This is a genomic window from Pedobacter ghigonis, assembly GCF_903166585.1.
Lineage (GTDB): Bacteria > Bacteroidota > Bacteroidia > Sphingobacteriales > Sphingobacteriaceae > Pedobacter > Pedobacter ghigonis.
The window spans coordinates 1-18,846 of the sequence record NZ_CAESCM010000018.1; the positions used below are offsets into that span (position 1 = coordinate 1).

An 18,846-nucleotide genomic window follows, 5' to 3' on the forward strand; every position below is an offset into this window, starting at 1 on the left:
ATATTCTTTTCTTCAAGATAGATCTGAAGCTCTTTTGGCTCTTTTTCGACTTTGAGTATTTCGAAATAATCCAGAATGCCTTCTGGTAATAAAAAACTGATAAGGGTTTGTTCGGCCTGATTCAAGGGAATTTGTAATTGCTATAAGATACAAAAGAAACAAATTATTCCATCACCCCCAACTTTTCCGCTTGATCCTATGTTGGGCGGTTTCATTGACTAAAGTGGTTCGAAAACGGTCTCCATCATATACCAATTTTTCAATAAAAAGGGTACTTATCAAGTATCTCTTCCCTTCTACACTAGAATTTTCATAAAAAAGATCTAATTGCTTTAAATTATTAATAGCCCGCTCTGCTATTGGTCTTATACTCAAAACTTCTTTATTTTTGGTATTTAGGTCATTTAATTTAGATTCGACAATCGATATTTTTTCATTGCACTCAATTTTTATCGCTCTGAAATCTGTCGCTTCAATTTCGTTATCCAAAAGCAAATCCCTTGCTCTTTCTATTTTCTGGTTGAGCGCCCTTATTTGACCGGAGTATGTTTTACGCTCATCAAGAATAGAGCCTACTTGGTTTGTGTAGGCATCAGAAATTGTTTCTACGAATATTTCATCAAATCCATTACGCGGTAGGTATTCCATCAATTCTGTAGCGAAAGCTTCATTCACTATTTCGGATTTGAACCTAATGCCACAAGATGAAGAGCAATGATAGTAGGTGTGGTACTTATTTCTTCCCTTCGAAGCGCTACCACTTAGAGACTTTTCGCAGTTAGGGCATTTTAGAAATCCTCTTAATAGAAGTTCTTCGCGCGTGGCTATAGGCTGACCAAGAATTTTCTTCCTGCCATTTAGGATTTCTTGAATATTAAAGAACATGGTTTCTGTAATCAATGCTTCATGTAACCCCTTTGCTAAAAATGCATCTTCATTCTTGTATTTAGGGACGAAAACCTTTCCACAGTAAATTGGATTTCTGATGATGGTGTAGAAATTGTTCTTACTGCAGTTGAGGCCTTTTTCTCGTGCAGAGAATAATATTTGTTCCCCAGAATAGGTTCCCTCTGACAATTGGTCGAAAATCCATTTCATTATTGACGCTTCGGGTTGCTTGATAGCAATATATTTCTTTCCGTTTTCCGCAGTCTTATTAGTATATCCAAGCGGGGCTTTGCCTGTCCATCTTCCTTCTTTTTTTGCTTGTCTAATGCCTGCTTTCGTATTTAACCCTCTTCTGTCATTCTCAATTTCTGGAGTAGTAAGATAAACGGCTAGCATCATTTTATTTTCCGGGACATTTAAATCTAAAGGCTGTTCTATTGCTTGGGGGTCAATTCCCAACTTATTAAGCATAGCAATTGTTTGGTATGCGTCGCTCGTATTTCTGCTGAATCGATCCCATTTTGTGAACAACAGAAGATCTGTTTTACCTTTATGCTTTTTGAGGTCAATCACCAGCTTTTTCCATTCAGGCCTATTGAAAGTTTTAGCGGAGTAGTCTTCGACAACTATTTTTCTAATTTTTATGGTGTTTAACTCGCAGTATTTGGTCAGAACATCCTGCTGACTTCTCAAAGAATACCCTTTTTCTGCCTGCTCATCAGTGCTCACCCTTAAATATAAATCAGCTATTTTCATGATCTAATCTTTTTCTGGAATGTCTTTTGAATCCTTTTCTTTTGTCCTTAGTATAACGCTCCGGCAATTGACTAAGTGTTTCTTTCATAGATAAATTACTTAATTTATAGATCAGTTCCAAGATCTTTTGAGCTCTATCTATACTAACTACTATGCTATGGTTACTGAGGATTTTTACCATTTTTTCTGGTGTCATCGATCTTTTCTCTGTAATCTTGTAATAGTTCATAACCTTGATTTTTAATCAAGGTTCGATAGATAATTCAAAATGTTGACAGTAGTACTTGCGTAACTACTATGAATTCTATTTAAGGACATTTATTTAGTTTCCTTTCATTAAAGGGAATGATGAATTCTTTGAACACCTTTAAGGCTTTCTGGAGGTAATAAGTTGGAGGAAGAGGTTGAAAATGTTAAGAAGAAGTAGAATTTTGGTGTTCTAAAAACATTTCCGCCTCATGGTAGGGGAGATTTTTAGAACATTCATCTATTAAGAAACAACTGAGTGCTATCAGCAAGATAGTTAATGACTTTTTTATTGAAGATTTGAAACATACTGCAGAATTGGCGAAGTAAATATTGAAGATTTTCTAAGTCACTTTTATGTAAAAACTTATGCTATTTGAGGGGGGCGCCGTATCCGACCTAATTTATATAATAATCCCTGTCAACAAACAAACTGAGTATCATCGCATTGAATCTCTTTGTAATTTCGGCTTACATTTTTTTGTACGGGCGTGTGGGCGTATAATTTTAGCCTTTTTAGCTGTATTATTTAATTGAACAACAACCTCAACGGTATCCCGACAGCAAGTCGCGATGGTTTTGGATTCAATTTTTTTCTGGGCGGGCCTACCGTTGGTAGGAAAATTCCTTAGCGTAAAAATAATCATGAAAACCATTCCAAGGACAAAGAGCATAATTGCACTTACGGCTGGAAAGGTAATGTTTTTACTGTATACACTATCGGTGCTGCTGGTGGCATTTGCCCCGATATTATTTGCAGTTCCGATAATGGCAAATATTCCCCATAGGCAGAAAGCAATGCATGACACCATCAAAAACCAGCTCAGATAAAGACAAAACGAGTATTGGATTGGTTCCTCACCAATCATATCCTTCATGAAGGTCAGCGTAAAAGCCAGCACTCCTGTGGCAAGGGTGAGGATCAGCTTAAGTGCCTCATTGGCATAGTCAAACGATTTTTCTTTCATGTTTCCCATTTACTAACAGAATGGCCATATAGGACATAGACGGCTTAATGCTGCACTAATGTCCAATGAGGTGATCACAGGACCAGATTGGTATTCCATAATTTCACGGGTCAGGTGAATCACACTTCGCTCTAAAGGAGAGGGGAATTTATAATGAAATGTTGCTGTGTTTCGTCTATAGAATTTTCTTATTTTTTCTCTTCTGCTTGATCTGCCAAGGGTTAAATAAGTCGTACGATGAGGCACTCGAAAAACTTTTTTAGGATGTTTCATATGAAAGGGTTCAGTATCAGGTGATAACGCTGAACGGCTGACAGCTTCCCTCAAAGTTATGCCCATTGTATCCTGCGCGTCTTCGTCCATGGAAAATCCATGACTTTCGAAATTTTTCTTGACTAATGCAAAAAGAGAGGATTCTTTTGATGAGTGTACCAAGGTATCTGATTGAGGCATTATTGATGTTTTGTTTTGACAAATATAAGATTTCCTCATCAAGTAAACTATCCAGCGGCCGTATCTCGGTCAGGATATGGTATAGCTGATTTGGTGACTTTGCGGTTACGAAGATCCGCTTCAAGTAAATTTAGTGATATTTTCATAATATTAATTTTGAAAAATACCAAGGTATTGTATTGGTAAACAATGATAGAATATATTAACTACGTATTTCGGCAAATATGCTCGCTAATTCAATATTTATGCTGTTGAGCTTTTTCGGGGCAAGCTGGTAGTTTTTGCCTTTAGGATCATAACGCTTTTCTTTTACAATTTGATTCGTGAACTTCCTAGTTGGCCATAATCAATGATTGTATTTTGAATCTGAAAAGAAAGATTGACTTATGAAACGCCTATTTAAAGCTTTTAAGCTTCGTTTAAGTTATCAAACATTTGAATTGCAATCGAGGTTTTTTCTCTATATTAACGAATTTAATTTAAGTTTTTTGGAGAGGGAACAGGGAAGAAATGGATTTTCATTTGAAGGAAATATTAGTTCAGAAACAAAGGAATAAAATATACAATTTCCGGAATTCATTTTTACGACCAGTTTGAAACCGAATCGCCAGACTACTTTTGCTGAGATATGCCCTATTGTGGCAAATCATTAAATAAACATATATTTACCTCAACTATTTATCTTACATTAACCTCAAAATCAATACCTAAATGCCATTTGAAGATTGGTCAGCTCATATCAAGATCAACCGAGCCGAGATTCTGGGACAACTCGATCAGCATTATTTTGCCGTAAATGACAAGTTGGCCCTTAGGCTATACACGATTAGGCCTTCCGGTACAAGAATGTTGGTCAACGGTCTCTGCGATGCCCTACATAATGCGCTAGAACATTTCGTTTACAGTGATGAAAAGATCAAACAAGATCCTGGCTGGGCTGCAAGAAATGCAGGTAGGTACTTTGGTGGTAAAGATCCAAGTACCGATGGGAAATATGGTGAGCTTCTACTTTTTGTACTTGTGGAAAGTGTGTTGGGATGTAAAATGGTTGCCCACAAGCTTAAATCCCTCTCCAATTTTAATGATCAGGTAAAGGGTGGGGATGGCATATTCATTGGGAATTATGATCACCAGGGTAAAATAAGCCCAGCCTACCTTATAGGAGAATCGAAAGTCACGGCAACTTTCGGTCATGCACTTGAAGAGGCCCTTAAATCGCTTGATCGGTTTTATAATGAAAATGGCGGAGCAGCATTTTTAGATCAAGAGTTGATTGTTGCACAGGAGTTTATCGGTCAAGGCCACAATAACATCGATGAACTTTACGATAGACTTACCCCAACTAAGCAGGCCTTTAAGGAACAATTGTTGGTCCATCCAACTTTACTGATGTACTCAACTGCAAAATATGCTAATTTTGAAAAAGTAGCTTTGGATTCGAAATCTTTATCAGCTGCGATTTCCAAAGCCCTAAAAGGGCATGAAAAGACCTATTTAAAAAGTATAACCAGTAAATCCAGCCTATATCCAAAACCTTTCGCAAGTTACCTTGACTTTTTTATCATACCCTGCACCTCGGTAAATGATTTCAGAAATGCGATGTTCGAAAAAATACATTACATGCCATACGTAAAACCTGTTAAAAATGGCAAATAATAAACTGATAGAGGATATTTACGAACACCCTGTTTTAGATAAGGTTATAAACGCGTTGACCTATAATGAGTTTTTTCACAGCCGCTTAAATCTAAAACGAATAGAGATTTCTTTTGATGAATTAAGAAAGGCAATTTGGCTAACATCAATTCTTGCCACCAGTGAGAAAGACCTACATCGTAACAAGGCACAATTACTTTCCTCACTGGTTTTTTTGGATAATCCGGACAAGACAGACTTCGCCCGAGCAGCTTATATACTTTTTTCAAGGTTGGGAAACCTTACTGGTACCGGACTTTTGAGGTACAACGGAACGCCGTTTGATGAGCTTTCAGTGGAGCTCACATCCAACTTTTACGATGCTGTGCTTTCTGTGGAACTCAACAATGAGCTTACCGAAAATACTTTGATCAATGGTGAGGAAAGGATTGTTGCCACGAGATATCAACGGGGGCTCTGGGATCAGTTATCTGCAAATAACAACTTAGTAATCTCAGCACCAACCTCGTCAGGTAAATCATTTGTGGTGAGGAAATTTGTTGAAGAACAGATCGGCAAATTCGAAAAATACAATGCTGTATACATCGTACCATCGAGAGCTTTGATTAATCAGGTAAGTGAGGAATTCAGAAAGGACATTACTTTGAGTGATGTTAACATTAAAACAGTTTTCATTCAGGATGTTGAAAAAGACCCGCCGTATAATATCTACATCTTGACTCCTGAACGCTGTTTGCGGCTACTTAAGATTAGATGGGAAAAAGAGTTTCCTATTGACTTCATATTTGTGGATGAGATTCAGAATGTGGAAGATACCCAAGGTAGAGGAACATTATTTGAATATGTATTCAGAGAAATGTCAACACTGTTTCCAAAAGCCAAGATCGTTGCTGCTGGGCCTTACATCGATAAACCAGAACAATTGTATGTCAAGGTTTTTGAAACAGAAAGCTTACCAATCGTAACCACTGTATCACCGGTTTTTCAGATCAGGACCTCTATTAGACCGCTCGAAAATGAACGCTTAAAAATTACAGTGAGTAGTTTAAAAGGGTCTTATAGAAGTCTCGAGATAGAGATATCGATCGATCTCAAAAAGCGCTTTTCAAATATTGGCGTTGGCATAAAGGACTTAGTTAAGCTTTTTGCCAAGCCAGAGGAACAAAATATAATTTATTGCCCAAAAGGAAATTATACTACAATTTGGGCAGGAAAGTTTTCGGAACCGGATAACCAACCACCTGAACTGAGCGGTTCGCTAAAAGACCTCATAGAATTCGTTGAAGAGGAAATACATCCTATGTATGAGCTCATTCCTTGTCTTAAACAAAAAACAGCTTATCATCACGGATATCTTCCAGAGATTGTAAGAAAAGAGATAGAATATTGTTTTCTAGAAGGGGCCATCACAAATCTTTTCTGTACAACTACTTTACTGCAGGGTGTAAACCTTCCTGCCAATAATCTTTTTATTCCAATTGCTGAGAAGCGGAATATAAAACTAACACCATTTGACTTTTCTAACCTGATGGGACGGGCAGGTAGGATAAGAAATTCCCTTTACGGTACAATCTACTGTATTGAACGTGATGAGTCAGAGTGGTCTACAGAACTTTACGAGCGAGCCTCCCAAAAAGTTGTAAAACCTGCAAGTGAGATTGCACTCGAAGATGCTGACGACTTAATCGGAAAGATTCAACAAAAAGTTGGATACCTCAACCATAAGGAAAATAATAGCGCTCCAATTTTCTTTCTCCAAAAATACCTACAGGGGAGTGAGGGGCTCGAATCGTTCCTGAATTCCAGGAATATTGATCCTAGGACGATTGAAAGACTCTCTGAAACATTGTCCGAAGCTACCTCAGGCCTCAGTATACCCTACAGCTTACTTAGACTAAACCCTTCGATAGATCCAAGGGCTCAGGACGTGCTCTATAACAGGATTCTCCAAGATGGTGTTGAAGCTTGGATGATTACTCCACCCAGCGAGAATAAAAATTTTAATGTATATCTGGAGGAATATGCGGATCTTGAATATCGTCAACTTAGCTTCTATCTACAGTTAGAAAGTATTATTGACCGACTAAATGGCATATTTTTGTTCACCGCAGAAGCCTTTTGGGTATACGGTCTTCCCACTTCCGCTAGACAACTCTGTCTGAATGCTTATAGCTGGCTGCAGAATAAAACTTTTCGAGAGATTATTGATGCAGACCTAAAATTCTATGAAAGCCATTCTAACGATGAAAAGAAAATAGATAGCACTGATCCCAAACAGGTCAATTATCGAATCAATCAGGTAATAAAGGGTAACAATACCCTTATCACCCATATTCTGATCAAATACATGAAGTTGCTGAATGATCTTATCGAGCCCAGTTTGAGCGAACAGATGAAAGAAAGATATAAGTTTTCCCTGGCGCTCCCTACAATGCTTGAATTGGGTACAAATGAGGCTGTAGTTATCAGCCTTATTTCAGCTGGAATCTCAAGAAGTATTGCACTAAAGGTGTTCAGGGTATTTAGCAAGATCAAAAATCCCAATAACTTGACTGTATTTCAATGGATGGCAACTCATGATGAACTTCCGTTGAAACCAATTTACAATAGGTACCTGAAGAGAATGAACCTTTTAAAAAGATATTAATTGGCATGATTGATAATAGTTGTTGATCATCTATTCTGAGCTGTCAGTAATGATTAGTCGGACAATGTTTGGCTTTTAGGCTAAGCATTTGCCAATAATTGGATTTTACAATTTTTTAATAAACATTAAAATAGAATTGTGACGCAACAGAGTGCGTATTTCGGCGAAAGTATTCTCTAATTCCGCATTCCTGCTGTTGAGCCATTTCGGGGCAAGCTGATGGTTTTGATCTTTAGGATCAAAGCACTTTTCTTTTGAAAATTTGACTCACTTATATTCCGGTTAGCTATAGTCAATAGCAGTATCTTGAGGCTGACAAAAGATTGACTTTTAATGACCCTTTTTAGATTTTCTAAGCATCATTCTATCTGTTAGACAGTTTGAATTGTGAGCAAGGTTTTTCTCCTTTATCAGTGAATTAGTTAAAACTTTTGGAGCGGGAAATAAAGAAGAGATGAAAGTTGCGTTCTGATATGTATCTGTTCAGTGAGGAAGCCATAAGACATAAAATTCCCAGTATTCATTTTAGCGACCGGTTGATCCGAAATCGCCAGACGACTTTTGCCGATATAGATATCTCAATTATAATGGAATTTGTAAGGTCTTTGAAAGAGTATATTCGATACAACATGCTGTTCAGGATCTTTTTTAGTTCCACAGACTTTTTGAAGATTAGAAAACCCTTAGTAAAATGTAGTTGTTTTTCGATGGAGAGGACTAAGATTAGCCCGAGAAAAATATGTTGTAAATTAAATCACCCAGACTAATTAAAATCTTGATAATTTCAATTGCAAGGGTTACTGACAGAAATTTTCCATTGTTGTTGTCCGTCTTTTTTATCTGTTTTTTCATTGCCGTGTAATTAGTACCCGGCAAATAAATACAAAACTATCCGCCCGCATCCGCCGGTGATTGCCTTCGGCGGGATACGGGGCAAACTTTCTCCAATTGATCTTTAAACTCCCTTTCAAAAGTCGGCGAGTATTCTGAGATCGTCCTTCCACTAACGCCCAGGTTAAACTCTTTAATCGTATCATTCAATATCTGGGCAAGCGTTTCCCTGTTTATTCTTTGTTTGATAATACCGAGATGCTGAAGATGTTTAAACCATGATGCCACTATTCCTTTGTGTTTTGTCTTTCCGATATATACCCAATCTTCAGTTAAAAGGGGAGGTTTTGTCAAGGTCAATGCGTTAAAATATTTTGTGTAATCCTCTTCAATGAAAATATCTTTAATTCCCTGTTTTTGTGCCTGTTTACTGGCTTTTTTGTTCACAATATCCCAATTCAGAAGAGGGATATATTCCCCGGAAATATTAAAATCAGTGTCCTTTATTTCCGAATGGTGTTTCAGTTCAAGGATTTTATGTTTTTTTGCTTCTGTTCTTATTTTTTCAGCTAAATGGGCCAAAGACGCAACATATCCGTTTTGGATTTTCAAAAACATATCATCATTAACCGCTATCCCGTAATCATTATTAAGCTGGCCAAGCCTATATTTTCCAATTTTTGCAAACATCGGCATCAACTGTAAAATTTTGTTGTAATAAACCTCATTTATAAAGGCAGTAAGTCCTTCTGTATTTTGAATGTTATTAAGTAAGATATGGTTAAAATCCTCTAAGAAATCTTTCGCGAAATTTTCATATACAGCGTTCTGTTTTTCTGCTTTGAAACTGTTTCCGGACAACTCTGCGTGTATTGAATGCCAGGCACTGTTAAATGCCTCAAAGAGTTTATCTGATGAGGAATATGACAGGGGAAATGTTGATGGTTCATTTTTGGATAAATGGGTATCATCAGTACTGTGTTTATCGAAATCGCGGAAAAGGATAGGATATTTGGCAATCAGATCATTAACCTCGGAAACTATGCCGGAGTAATGCCCATATTCTGCTACGGTTTGGTGACTTAACATTAATGGGTACGTAGTTTTAACAAAACTCCATCCTTTCTCAAAGTTTTTAATCTCGCTATGATAATAGTGTTCATGTAGATCCTCAATGTAAGCCGATGAATTTCCACCATAAATTATTTCGGGCGTTATCTTGAAATTCTCGGAGAAATATTCTCTTCCTTTTTTGAATCCTTCGAGAAAAGTATTGATGTAGCCCATCGGGTTAACTCTCATGAATTCACCATCCCTTTGCCGCTTCACGCCAAGATCTTTTGTAGTTAAAGTATAAGCCAGTATATGGTTGTATATTTTTGCCTTTAAAGATGGTCCTATGATTTCCATATATCCTTGTCTCTCTATAAGCGATTTATATGTTTCAACTTCTATCTTGATAGTGTCAGCTTCATCGAAAATCTCTTTTAAAAGAAAGTTCTCATCGGCTTTTTCAAAGATTTCTACCGGATAAGACTTTTTCAAGCCCACCAAGTCTTCCAGTCCGGAATTTACAGTCTTTAGGTTTGCATTGATCAGGTATTCAATCTGTTTATCACGTTTATAATTTTGCCAGTTTTTTTGGCAGAATTTTTTCTCGGGGGTTTCGTCCTGAAAGGATAAAAACTCTTTTTCAATGAGTCGCAGCGTGGTATTGAACTGGGGATCCATGTTCTCGATCGGATAACCACCAAACCATTTAAGTATAAAACCGAATACTGTATGTTTTTCCCGGTTATCAAGGGGAAGCTCTTTAAGATAGGTGATGGTAGAGTGTGGCTTCTGTATATTGTCCTTAACGAAACCAAACTGCTTGTACAGGATGTTCAGAAATTCTAAAGGTTCAAAACTGTTTTTTCCCGGGCCTGTTTCAAAGTATTCGACTGTAGCAAATACCAGGTCCTGGTTGGGGATGTTGACGGCATTGTAATAAAAATCAAAATCGTTTTCCAATGAGATTTCATTCCTGTTCATAAAGGACAATATTAATTGAGTCAAATTAATAAAACATTCACACTTCCGGCTCCTTTTTGAAGGACTAATTTATATTGGTATCTTCATCGCAGCTAATCATATTTTGATTATCCCGATTTACCTTTCATCTAAATGATCCGAAAAAATCCTAACAGCTCTATTAGAAGCGGATATAAATTTGAGGACCTTCAAGTGCTACGTCTCTGTGCGGAATGGCTTGCAGATCCGGATAAATTTAAAAGAATTGAAATACAGTACCTACCTGATGGGATCAACGGGAAGGGGTTTGCCATGGATGATATCGTTGTGGAACTCAGTTCGGGTGAATATATTTTCTATCAGTTAAAGTATAAACAGAATCCTGAAACAGATTTCTGGACATTCGGACACTTGATAGAAAAGGGCTTACCAAAGTGGATAAGCTCTTATGCGAAGCTAAACCCGTTCAAGGGTAAAAAATGTATGTTGCTTACTAACGGAGCATGTTCAGCCGAAGTCGGGGAATGTCTTGAATCTTCGCTATTGAAATCTTCAAAAATCAAATCAAAATTTCCTAACGAGTATAATGCACTTTTAAAAGAATGCGGAGATGAAAAATTGCTTGAAGACTTTTTTGAAAATTTTAACTTTCATTTTGAAGAAAAGAATAAAGACTTTCTGGAAGGTGATTTGAGAGATAGCTTGTCTGCTGATCTTAAGGTTACCAAGGCAGGAATCGACAGTCTACTGCTGTTTATAGCCGATCAGGGGTCTGAAAAATACCCCAAATCAATTACGCTTTCTGAAATAAGAAAATATCTTTCTTGGGATAATCCCAGGGCATTAAACCAGAGATTTGAGCTTCCCGTGGATTTTGAATTCTATGATATTAAAAGCCATGAGAAATTATTAGAAGATCTTCATTCTTTGGAAGGTGGGGTTCGGGTTATTATTGGAAAACCTGGCGCCGGAAAGAGTACTTATCTTGCTAAGTTATACGAAACACTCACAACTAAGGGGGCTCCGGTAGTACGCCATCATTATCATTTGAATCCAAAGGATTCGAGTTCCCGCGAACGGCTAAACTTTCAAAGGGTAAAGGAGGCGATGAGGGCCGAGTTCAAAAAAGAAAAAAAAGAGGTTCTAGGAGAGCTGGCGACTATGAATACCGAGTTAGTTGGACTCCATCAGTTTATCGAAAAAATTGCTTCCCATTATAGCCGTTTGAACAAAACATTTATATTGATCGTAGATGGGTTGGATCACGTAATAAGAGAAGGTAAAGATGAGGAAGCGCTAAGGGAATTTCTCGATGAGATACTCTATCCACAGAAAGGCTTTTGGATTGTATTTGGTACACAGGAAATGGCTTCACACTGTTTCCCTAATCTGGTATTTGATTTATGTCCTGTAAAAGAATGGAAAGAAATTAAAGGACTGAGCAGAAAAAGCGTTGATCACATAGTGAAAAAATCCTTTCCAGACTTCTTTATAAATAACCATTCTGCGGTACATGTCAATTCATCTTTATCCGGTATTTTCAAATTGACAGGCGGGAATCCGTTACATCTGAGATACGTCCTTTCAGAAATAAAAAACAGAGGCAGTAATATTTCAGCTTTCGATCTTGATGAAATACCGGCATACAAGGGAGACATAAAATTATACTACGGGGATCTCTGGCGTCAACTTCCTGATCTGTCAAAAACTTTTTGTTTCGCTATTACCACCCTGGATTTTAAGGTTCAGAAAGAACAGTTAAGTGAGCTGGCTTCATATTTTACGGACGATCCAAGTAGTATTTCTGCCGCTTTCCGGTCAATTAAACACCTTCTGAGGATGGATTTAAAGGGAGTCGCTGTCTACCACAACAGTTTGGCTGTTTTTATGCTAAATCAGCCAGAGTTATCGGAGCAAAAAAAGCTTTTGTATAAAAAAATCAGACAATGGCTCACGGATTCAGATCAGGCCGACCTGAAGTGGTCTGAGCTAGCTAAAATTGAATACTTTCTTGGTAATCCTGTACCGCTGATGCAATTAGATGCCAACTGGGTTGTTACAAGTTATCTTGAATGTAGGAACGAGCAACAGATTGAAAACCTACTTTTGCTAGCGACCGAGGCATCTTTTTTATCCGGAAATTATCAGAAAAATATATATATTAATGTACTTTGGGCAAATTTTGCCAACCGTTACTATAACTTATCGGATAATCTAGCAAAGATTTGGGTAACATCATTCCGGTCAAGAAATGAAATTGATATACCATATCCTGACTTCCAGGATCATACCCATTATCAATTGAAAGAAACGCTTATTGCGCTTAAGGAACGCGGTAGGATCAAAGATATCCCAGAAGAGGCATATGAACGGATAAACGATCTTATGCATGGATCAGATGACTATGAGGATATTATCCGATGTTGGATTGAAGTGTTGCTCCATTTTTCAGACGGGGATGATAAGGGGATTCTTGATTTTATCTTAAAGTTCCGTAAAGACGGTTCCTCAACTGGCTATTTTGAATTTTACATTTCTCTATTACTAGAACAACCTAGGAGATATAGGTCAAGGTTGAAATCCCTTTTAAATTTTAGCCTGAATGGGGCTGAAAGATTGCAGGTTGTTTTTCTATTAATTTCGGATGATCTTACAAAAGGAAAAACCGAATGGGCCGACCAGGTAAACAAGACCGAATTTCTGGATAACCCGTTTTACCTGCTTTATAAGGTTTTTATCGGAGTAGAGATAAATAATAGTATTTCAATGTCGTCCCCTGATAATCTGCCTGAAAAGTATAATTCGTACTCTTCAGAGTCTATTGAAGCTGGGGAAACTTATATTGAAAATTTTTTTAATGCTTTTTTGTTGTCCATCCAGAAAAAAGAGAAAGAATTTGGTCCATGGCTGAATGCTAAGAACAAAAAATGGGATGTTGAGCTGATGAAGATCTCAATTATGGTAGCGAAGCGATTGAGCCAGTTGTTCAAACAGGATAAAGAGATTGATATCCGTGAGCTATTGGGAATGCTGGATGCCCTTCCTGAACTTGATTTTTTTAGAGACCGCGATATTTTTGAGCTTACAAGAACAGTTCTTCCAAAACTGATTGTAGAAATAATCTGGCTTTCGAAAGTAACAAATGTTAACAAGGGTTTTGTTTTTGAACTAAGCGTCGATGAGGTTAAATATCTGTTGTCGTATAAATGGTTTAAAAAAGACAGTATTTTTAATTCGCTCACCAGCAATCGACTAAAAATTTCTGAAGCAGCATTTCAGGTTTTTATGGATGCCGAACTTGAAATGCTCAAACATGAGATAACGGATTTCCGCGAAAAATCAGGACGTATGGTTAATCTTGCATTGCTTGCTAAAGGTAAAAAGTTAGAATCTGCCAAAAAAGTCCTCCTACAGAGAGCTGCGGAGAACATCATCGCCTATGGGCATCACGAAGATCCTTTATTGGGCGACATCCTTGAGAGTGTAGCAGCTTGCGGTACTGCGGGATCGAAAAGGATCAATGAGTTTTTGGATGCCATATTTTTATATGTTTATCATATAGAGGCTCTTACCGATGGGGATGCGACAGGGGTTCTGTTATATAATTATTCAGGCCTTTTAAGTGATTTTGATGTCCCGGTTCTTTATAATTTTTATGTTTCCAAAATTGCATCACGTGATTACGATGACTCGGAACTCGTATTTGGTGACATTCTGGATACACTGGATTTTAAAGAGAAAGTATCATTTTCACTTGGTATGACTATAATCAGTTCAACATCAATTTCGGCTGTAGAAAGATTAAGATTGAATGATGCTCATGCCAATGTAGTGTTGGATAAAGTATATGAGCACTTAGGTAAAATAGATTATTCATCACCAGAACAAGACAATCAAGAAGAACTGGTCAAAGAAATAAAACCGATAAATCCTGAAATGTCCAACATCCGGATTGGTATGCTGGAAAAACACCTGTCTGACATGGGGGGTGATGTGAGAACCCTGAAATATGAAAGACCAAAGATGATTAAAGACTGGTTCCGATACTGGATTTGGAAATCGGAGGATCGGGAAGAAGAGATTTTTAAAGAAGTCAAGAAAAATATTGAAGAAGATTTATCATTTATAGACTATGAGCTTTTAGATGAATTGTATGCTCACGCGTTAGTCTTTGACAGGGAATTCGCTTTTACTGTTATTTGCTGGGCACAGGCTAATAGCTATGGCTGGGCCGGGGATATAATTTCACGATTAGAAGATACAACCGAAAGATGGGATGAGGTAGGTCATGAATTTCCTGAAAGGATACACGAATTCTTTCGGTTCAGTATTCAAAATGCCGGCGCGAAGTATGGCAAAACAAATAAGAAATATGGGGTTCCGTTACCTAGAAGTGTACAGTTTTTTATAAGGACCGGAGATCTAGAACAGGCTGAAAATATAACTGCGTATTACATTGAGGCACTCAAAAGCCAATTCCCAAATATAGAACTTCCGGTTCCCGATTTTTATGCTAACCCAAAGACTATATCTGTTTTTGATATTCTTTTGACCAGGCTGGAATGGCTTAGCCCGATTGTAAGAGAACGGTCGGCCTTTCAGATTGCAGATCTTTTGATTAGTGACACTGACGGCAGTATACATGAGCTTTTCTTTAAATATCTTGAGAAGATAAAATTAGAAAATATCGCATGTCAGGGGCTCATTGTTCTTATAAAATCACTTGAAAACGAGGAGTCGCAAACCTTTGTATATCTGAATGGTACGAAATTGGGCAGACTTCTAAGTCTTAGGTGTATGGCTACAGATTTGCTTTCAATGACGATCGCCGATAGAATAGGAGTGAAACTTAAGTTAGGGATGGATCTCATCCTATCTTCATCAAGTTCAAAACCGGATATTTCGCGTGATGAATTTTTAAAGATGGTCGGACATGAAATTCCTAGAATGTATATAGATTTTTTCAAGGAAATAGAAGAGAATAATTCACAGGATCTCTGGAAATCATGGTACCACATGTACAAGAGTAAATGCTGGGAGCTCGGAATTAAGCAACATTATGACGATCAACGATATGCCAATGTTGCCGGGGAAGTCATGATCGGTAGATGTACTATATTTGGTGACATTCTTAAATCAACCTTTTTAAACCTGATTGATTCACAGCATAGTATCGGGGGTATCGATTACTTCGAGTTCTATAATTATACTGTTAAAATTTTTCCGGTTGATATTTCGATCTGGTTATTACCTATAAATGAAAAACCGGCCTGGTGGCCGGAACTCAGCGCTACTCCGTTGGAATATGAAAGCCCAGTAAGTCGTGATCTACTTGATATAAAAAAAATACTGAAATTGGATGATGGATTTGAACTTATCTACCTCAATGGAGCAATATCCCAGAAACAGCAGTTTTATAACAGTCGAAACCTATGCCAACTTACAATTGTTCCTTTTCTTTACAATGGCAGCGATTTAACGAAAATAGATCCTGAACAACTATATAAGAAACTGATTTCCAAACAAGGTGGATGGCATTCAGTGATCGAGGATACTATCAGTGTAAATTTTTTTTCAAACAGATTGGAACATATTAACGGCGAGCATAGTTTTTTTATGGAAAATCATCAAATATTCCCTCTGGTAAGCCCTATTAGACAGTTCGTCGGTACACTATGGCAGTATTACCGTTTCTTTTACCAGTTCAATCTATTTAATCCGATTTTTGCTGATGAGTTGCAATTGGAAATATCGATACAGGGATTGGAGTATAAATTAGATGGTTCTACCGTGGCAGTTATTTGTGATTTTGTAGATGGGTTACGGGATATATCCAAGGTAAATAATGCATTGCCAGCAGGAAAATATATTAAGATCAAAAGCGATGTTTTAACGAGAATTCTCGAGAACAAAAATTTAAAACGTGGTTACGTAGTTAAGGAGAAATTTATGTTTAACAAAGAATATCCCCGCAGTGGAGAACGTTTAAAAGACAAATTTCTCTATAAAATAGTGAATATATAGACTGTCATTAAAGCCGATATAAGGGATGTTCTAAGTATCGAAGAAAAATTTCTAGTGACCAATAGAAAAGCTTATTTTAGCTTTCTAATTCTCGCTCATGAACATTCCCGAAATCTGCATAACTTTTATTGCCGGAATACTTGGAGTTGCCTATCCAATACTATTAGAAGTGGTATCAAGATTAGATGAAAAATACTCATCCCTGGTTGTGGTAGATCTTTTCAAAAAAGAAAAAGAATACACAACCTTCAGGATATTTCTCACCAGTTCGCTCATTCTTGTATTACTTTACATAATATTTAATCTTCCATTTATACCGGTGTGGACTACTTTTGGTGTTATCGCCCCGATCTTGGTAGTGCTCATGGTTATTTCAACAACGACGTTGATTATTATCTTCTTGTTGTTTGTGAAAAAAGTGCTTATTTATTATTCTACTTATCAGGTGCTGCAATACCTCAATCAAAAAAAGGAAACGGAAGATCATTCTTACTTTCAGGCAACATTTGACATATTACACCTTTCGATAAAAAGCAAGATACTGTAGCAGCTAAGACGGCATCGGAATACATTTATAAAAATTTTCGGAATTTCCGTGTTGCTTCAGCCGGAACAGCCGTGTTATATCCTGATATTTATTATCAGATGACCTATAAAACAATACAAGAGCTGATTTTTTCAAAGGATGAGCGCTTCACTTATCTGGAACACAGGAGTATTGGTGGAATATGGTTTCTTGGAGAACATGAGAAAGCAGAAATAAATGAAATTACATTTAGTTGGATGTGGCGTTCTCTCGTGCTTTCCGTTAGATATGAGCGTGATGATATGTTTATGGAATATTGGGGGGTTGCCCATCAACACTTTATTTCTGAGCTGACCAGGGTTCAGGAAGATAGGGTTAGGGACGGTGAAGCTCTTAGAGTGGAGAATGGAAAAGAAGTTGCTAAAAGAGATGCTGAACGTGATAGATTTTTGGAATTTAATTATGGATTAGGAGGATTGTTGCTTTATAGGTCAAGATTCGATGTTATCAAAAGGATGTTCAGTTATACAACCAGTGTTCCGTACTCTTATGATTTACTTCCATTGTGGATGGATCAAGTTTTTTATCTATATTTTAAATTTAGGGATCCCTACGAATACAACTTTCCGTTTATCCATAACCGGTATTATTTTCCAGATGCCGAAGGTATCAATGGAGAAGGGGTTGTGAAAAATTGGATAACTAGATATGCGGCACTATTATTTATAAGGCAATACTCGATAATACCACATCTGAGTTTTATGGAACCTTTAAGATACCCGAACATTCCGGAGAAACAAGGTGAAAAGAGATTATGGATCGATAACTTAGATTATTTCAATCAGCTAGTGTCGGAAATACTCGGAAACCGAGAGCTTATGAAAGGTGTAGGATTGGGATACATGGATGATGATTGGTTCGCGTCCCACGACAAGATAGAACCAACAACATTCATCGATAACCTAAAAGCTAGTGTTATTCAAGAATTTGAAAATACAGAACAGAATCAGCCGATATCTGACGCAAAAAAACAAGCGTTTTTCGACACGAGTAAGAATGTTATCGAGACTTCGTTAAAACCATATACTGAAATCTTCAACAATGATATTCAAGGGGAAACCAAAAGCTGGTTTGTGTCTGGTATGAAGATGGTTGCTGAAAAGAGCGCTTTTTCTGACAATGCAGATGTTCATCACACGAATTTTGATAGCTTCCTCTCGTATAGGGTATCTGAGGGTTTTCAGAAAGCGATTTCAGAAACTTTTCATATGAAATCTCCGAAATCTTATTTGGTGAGAGGTTTAGATCTCTACAAGGCAATCGATAAATTGCCAGCTGATCCATCTGAAAATATTATCGTAAACTTTGGTATTGATCTTAATTATGATATCTCATACACCAAAGTACCAGGATTAACGGCGAAGCGCTATAAAGGGATGGACATTGTTTCTTTTGATAAATACAATAGAGGTTTAATGAATGCTACATTTTTTATACTTCGCAAAAAAGATTTACCCGAAGTAATCCTTAAACAGATTGATCAGGAAGCAACTGATAAGTACACCCTACAGATAATTGATGAGAATGGATTTATCAGGGCATCTGTTGTAGATCTTAATGCAAATGAACAGATAAAACAAGAAGTCGAAGCTGAAGGCAATCACACTAATCTTAATAAATCTGTATTAATGTATATTGCTATGAATATCGAAATACGCTGGAAGAAAGAAATTAAGATTGTTGAATTAGAGCGATACTCGGAGTTCAACAATAGGGGAGTTCCGATCGAACTTGCGGATATAAAATTTGAATAAACTTATATTTTTTAACTATTTATC

General features: G+C 37.2%; 9 protein-coding genes. 5 read left to right on the top strand and 4 right to left on the bottom strand.

Going from position 1 to position 18,846, the window contains the following annotated elements; genetic code table 11:
- Positions 1-171: 171 nt before the first annotated feature.
- The 3 genes from HWV58_RS21035 to HWV58_RS21045 form a co-directional block, all read right to left on the bottom strand.
- The gene (locus HWV58_RS21035) at positions 172-1,644 is read right to left on the bottom strand and encodes a recombinase family protein (protein WP_175635980.1); all 1,473 of its coding nucleotides are present in this window, start codon (positions 1,642-1,644) and stop codon (positions 172-174) included.
- A gap of 686 nt (positions 1,645-2,330) precedes the next feature.
- Positions 2,331-2,858, bottom strand: a complete 528-nt coding sequence (locus tag HWV58_RS21040) for a hypothetical protein (RefSeq protein ID WP_175635981.1) — start codon at positions 2,856-2,858, stop codon at positions 2,331-2,333.
- A gap of 12 nt (positions 2,859-2,870) precedes the next feature.
- Positions 2,871-3,311 carry a hypothetical protein gene (locus HWV58_RS21045; protein ID WP_175635982.1) on the bottom strand — a complete coding sequence of 147 codons (441 nt, stop codon included), beginning with the start codon at positions 3,309-3,311 and terminating at the stop codon, positions 2,871-2,873.
- Positions 3,312-4,022: 711 nt separating this feature from the next.
- Here HWV58_RS21045 and HWV58_RS21050 point away from each other — a divergent pair.
- Positions 4,023-4,967, top strand: coding sequence for a Hachiman antiphage defense system protein HamA (locus HWV58_RS21050; protein ID WP_175635983.1), 945 nt, complete (start codon positions 4,023-4,025; stop codon positions 4,965-4,967).
- Entirely contained in the window at positions 4,957-7,614 is a 2,658-nt protein-coding gene (locus tag HWV58_RS21055; RefSeq protein WP_175635984.1) for a DEAD/DEAH box helicase, read from the top strand. The genes HWV58_RS21050 and HWV58_RS21055 overlap by 11 nt, the downstream gene beginning before the upstream one ends.
- 888 nt (positions 7,615-8,502) lie before the next feature.
- On the opposite strand, the gene HWV58_RS21060 is transcribed toward HWV58_RS21055, so the two are convergent.
- Positions 8,503-10,479, bottom strand: coding sequence for a hypothetical protein (locus HWV58_RS21060; RefSeq protein ID WP_175635985.1), 1,977 nt, complete (start codon positions 10,477-10,479; stop codon positions 8,503-8,505).
- Positions 10,480-10,611: 132 nt separating this feature from the next.
- Here HWV58_RS21060 and HWV58_RS21065 point away from each other — a divergent pair, with 132 nt between their 5' ends.
- The 3 genes from HWV58_RS21065 to HWV58_RS21075 all read left to right on the top strand — a co-directional run bounded on the left by HWV58_RS21065 (position 10,612) and on the right by HWV58_RS21075 (position 18,822).
- A complete protein-coding gene (locus HWV58_RS21065) occupies positions 10,612-16,482 on the top strand; it encodes an AAA family ATPase (protein WP_175635986.1) in 5,871 nt (1,956 codons plus the stop codon).
- A 97-nt stretch (positions 16,483-16,579) separates the two neighbouring features.
- Positions 16,580-17,029: a hypothetical protein gene (locus tag HWV58_RS21070; protein WP_175635987.1), complete on the top strand. Its 450-nt coding sequence runs from the start codon at positions 16,580-16,582 to the stop codon at positions 17,027-17,029.
- Between the two features lie 98 nt (positions 17,030-17,127).
- Positions 17,128-18,822 (top strand): hypothetical protein, encoded by a 1,695-nt coding sequence (locus HWV58_RS21075; RefSeq protein ID WP_175635988.1) that lies wholly within the window; start codon positions 17,128-17,130, stop codon positions 18,820-18,822.
- Positions 18,823-18,846: the final 24 nt, after the last annotated feature.

Bases quoted from the DNA above. Each gene is read 5' to 3' on its own strand.
- HWV58_RS21070 (WP_175635987.1), top strand. From the start codon at position 16,580: ATGAACATTCCCGAAATCTGCATAACTTTTATTGCCGGAATACTTGGA.
- HWV58_RS21055 (WP_175635984.1), top strand. From the start codon at position 4,957: ATGGCAAATAATAAACTGATAGAGGATATTTACGAACACCCTGTTTTA.
- HWV58_RS21050 (WP_175635983.1), top strand. From the start codon at position 4,023: ATGCCATTTGAAGATTGGTCAGCTCATATCAAGATCAACCGAGCCGAG.
- HWV58_RS21075 (WP_175635988.1), top strand. From the start codon at position 17,128: ATGACCTATAAAACAATACAAGAGCTGATTTTTTCAAAGGATGAGCGC.
- HWV58_RS21040 (WP_175635981.1), bottom strand. From the start codon at position 2,858: ATGAAAGAAAAATCGTTTGACTATGCCAATGAGGCACTTAAGCTGATC.
- HWV58_RS21035 (WP_175635980.1), bottom strand. From the start codon at position 1,644: ATGAAAATAGCTGATTTATATTTAAGGGTGAGCACTGATGAGCAGGCA.
- HWV58_RS21045 (WP_175635982.1), bottom strand. From the start codon at position 3,311: ATGCCTCAATCAGATACCTTGGTACACTCATCAAAAGAATCCTCTCTT.
- HWV58_RS21065 (WP_175635986.1), top strand. From the start codon at position 10,612: ATGATCCGAAAAAATCCTAACAGCTCTATTAGAAGCGGATATAAATTT.
- HWV58_RS21060 (WP_175635985.1), bottom strand. From the start codon at position 10,479: ATGAACAGGAATGAAATCTCATTGGAAAACGATTTTGATTTTTATTAC.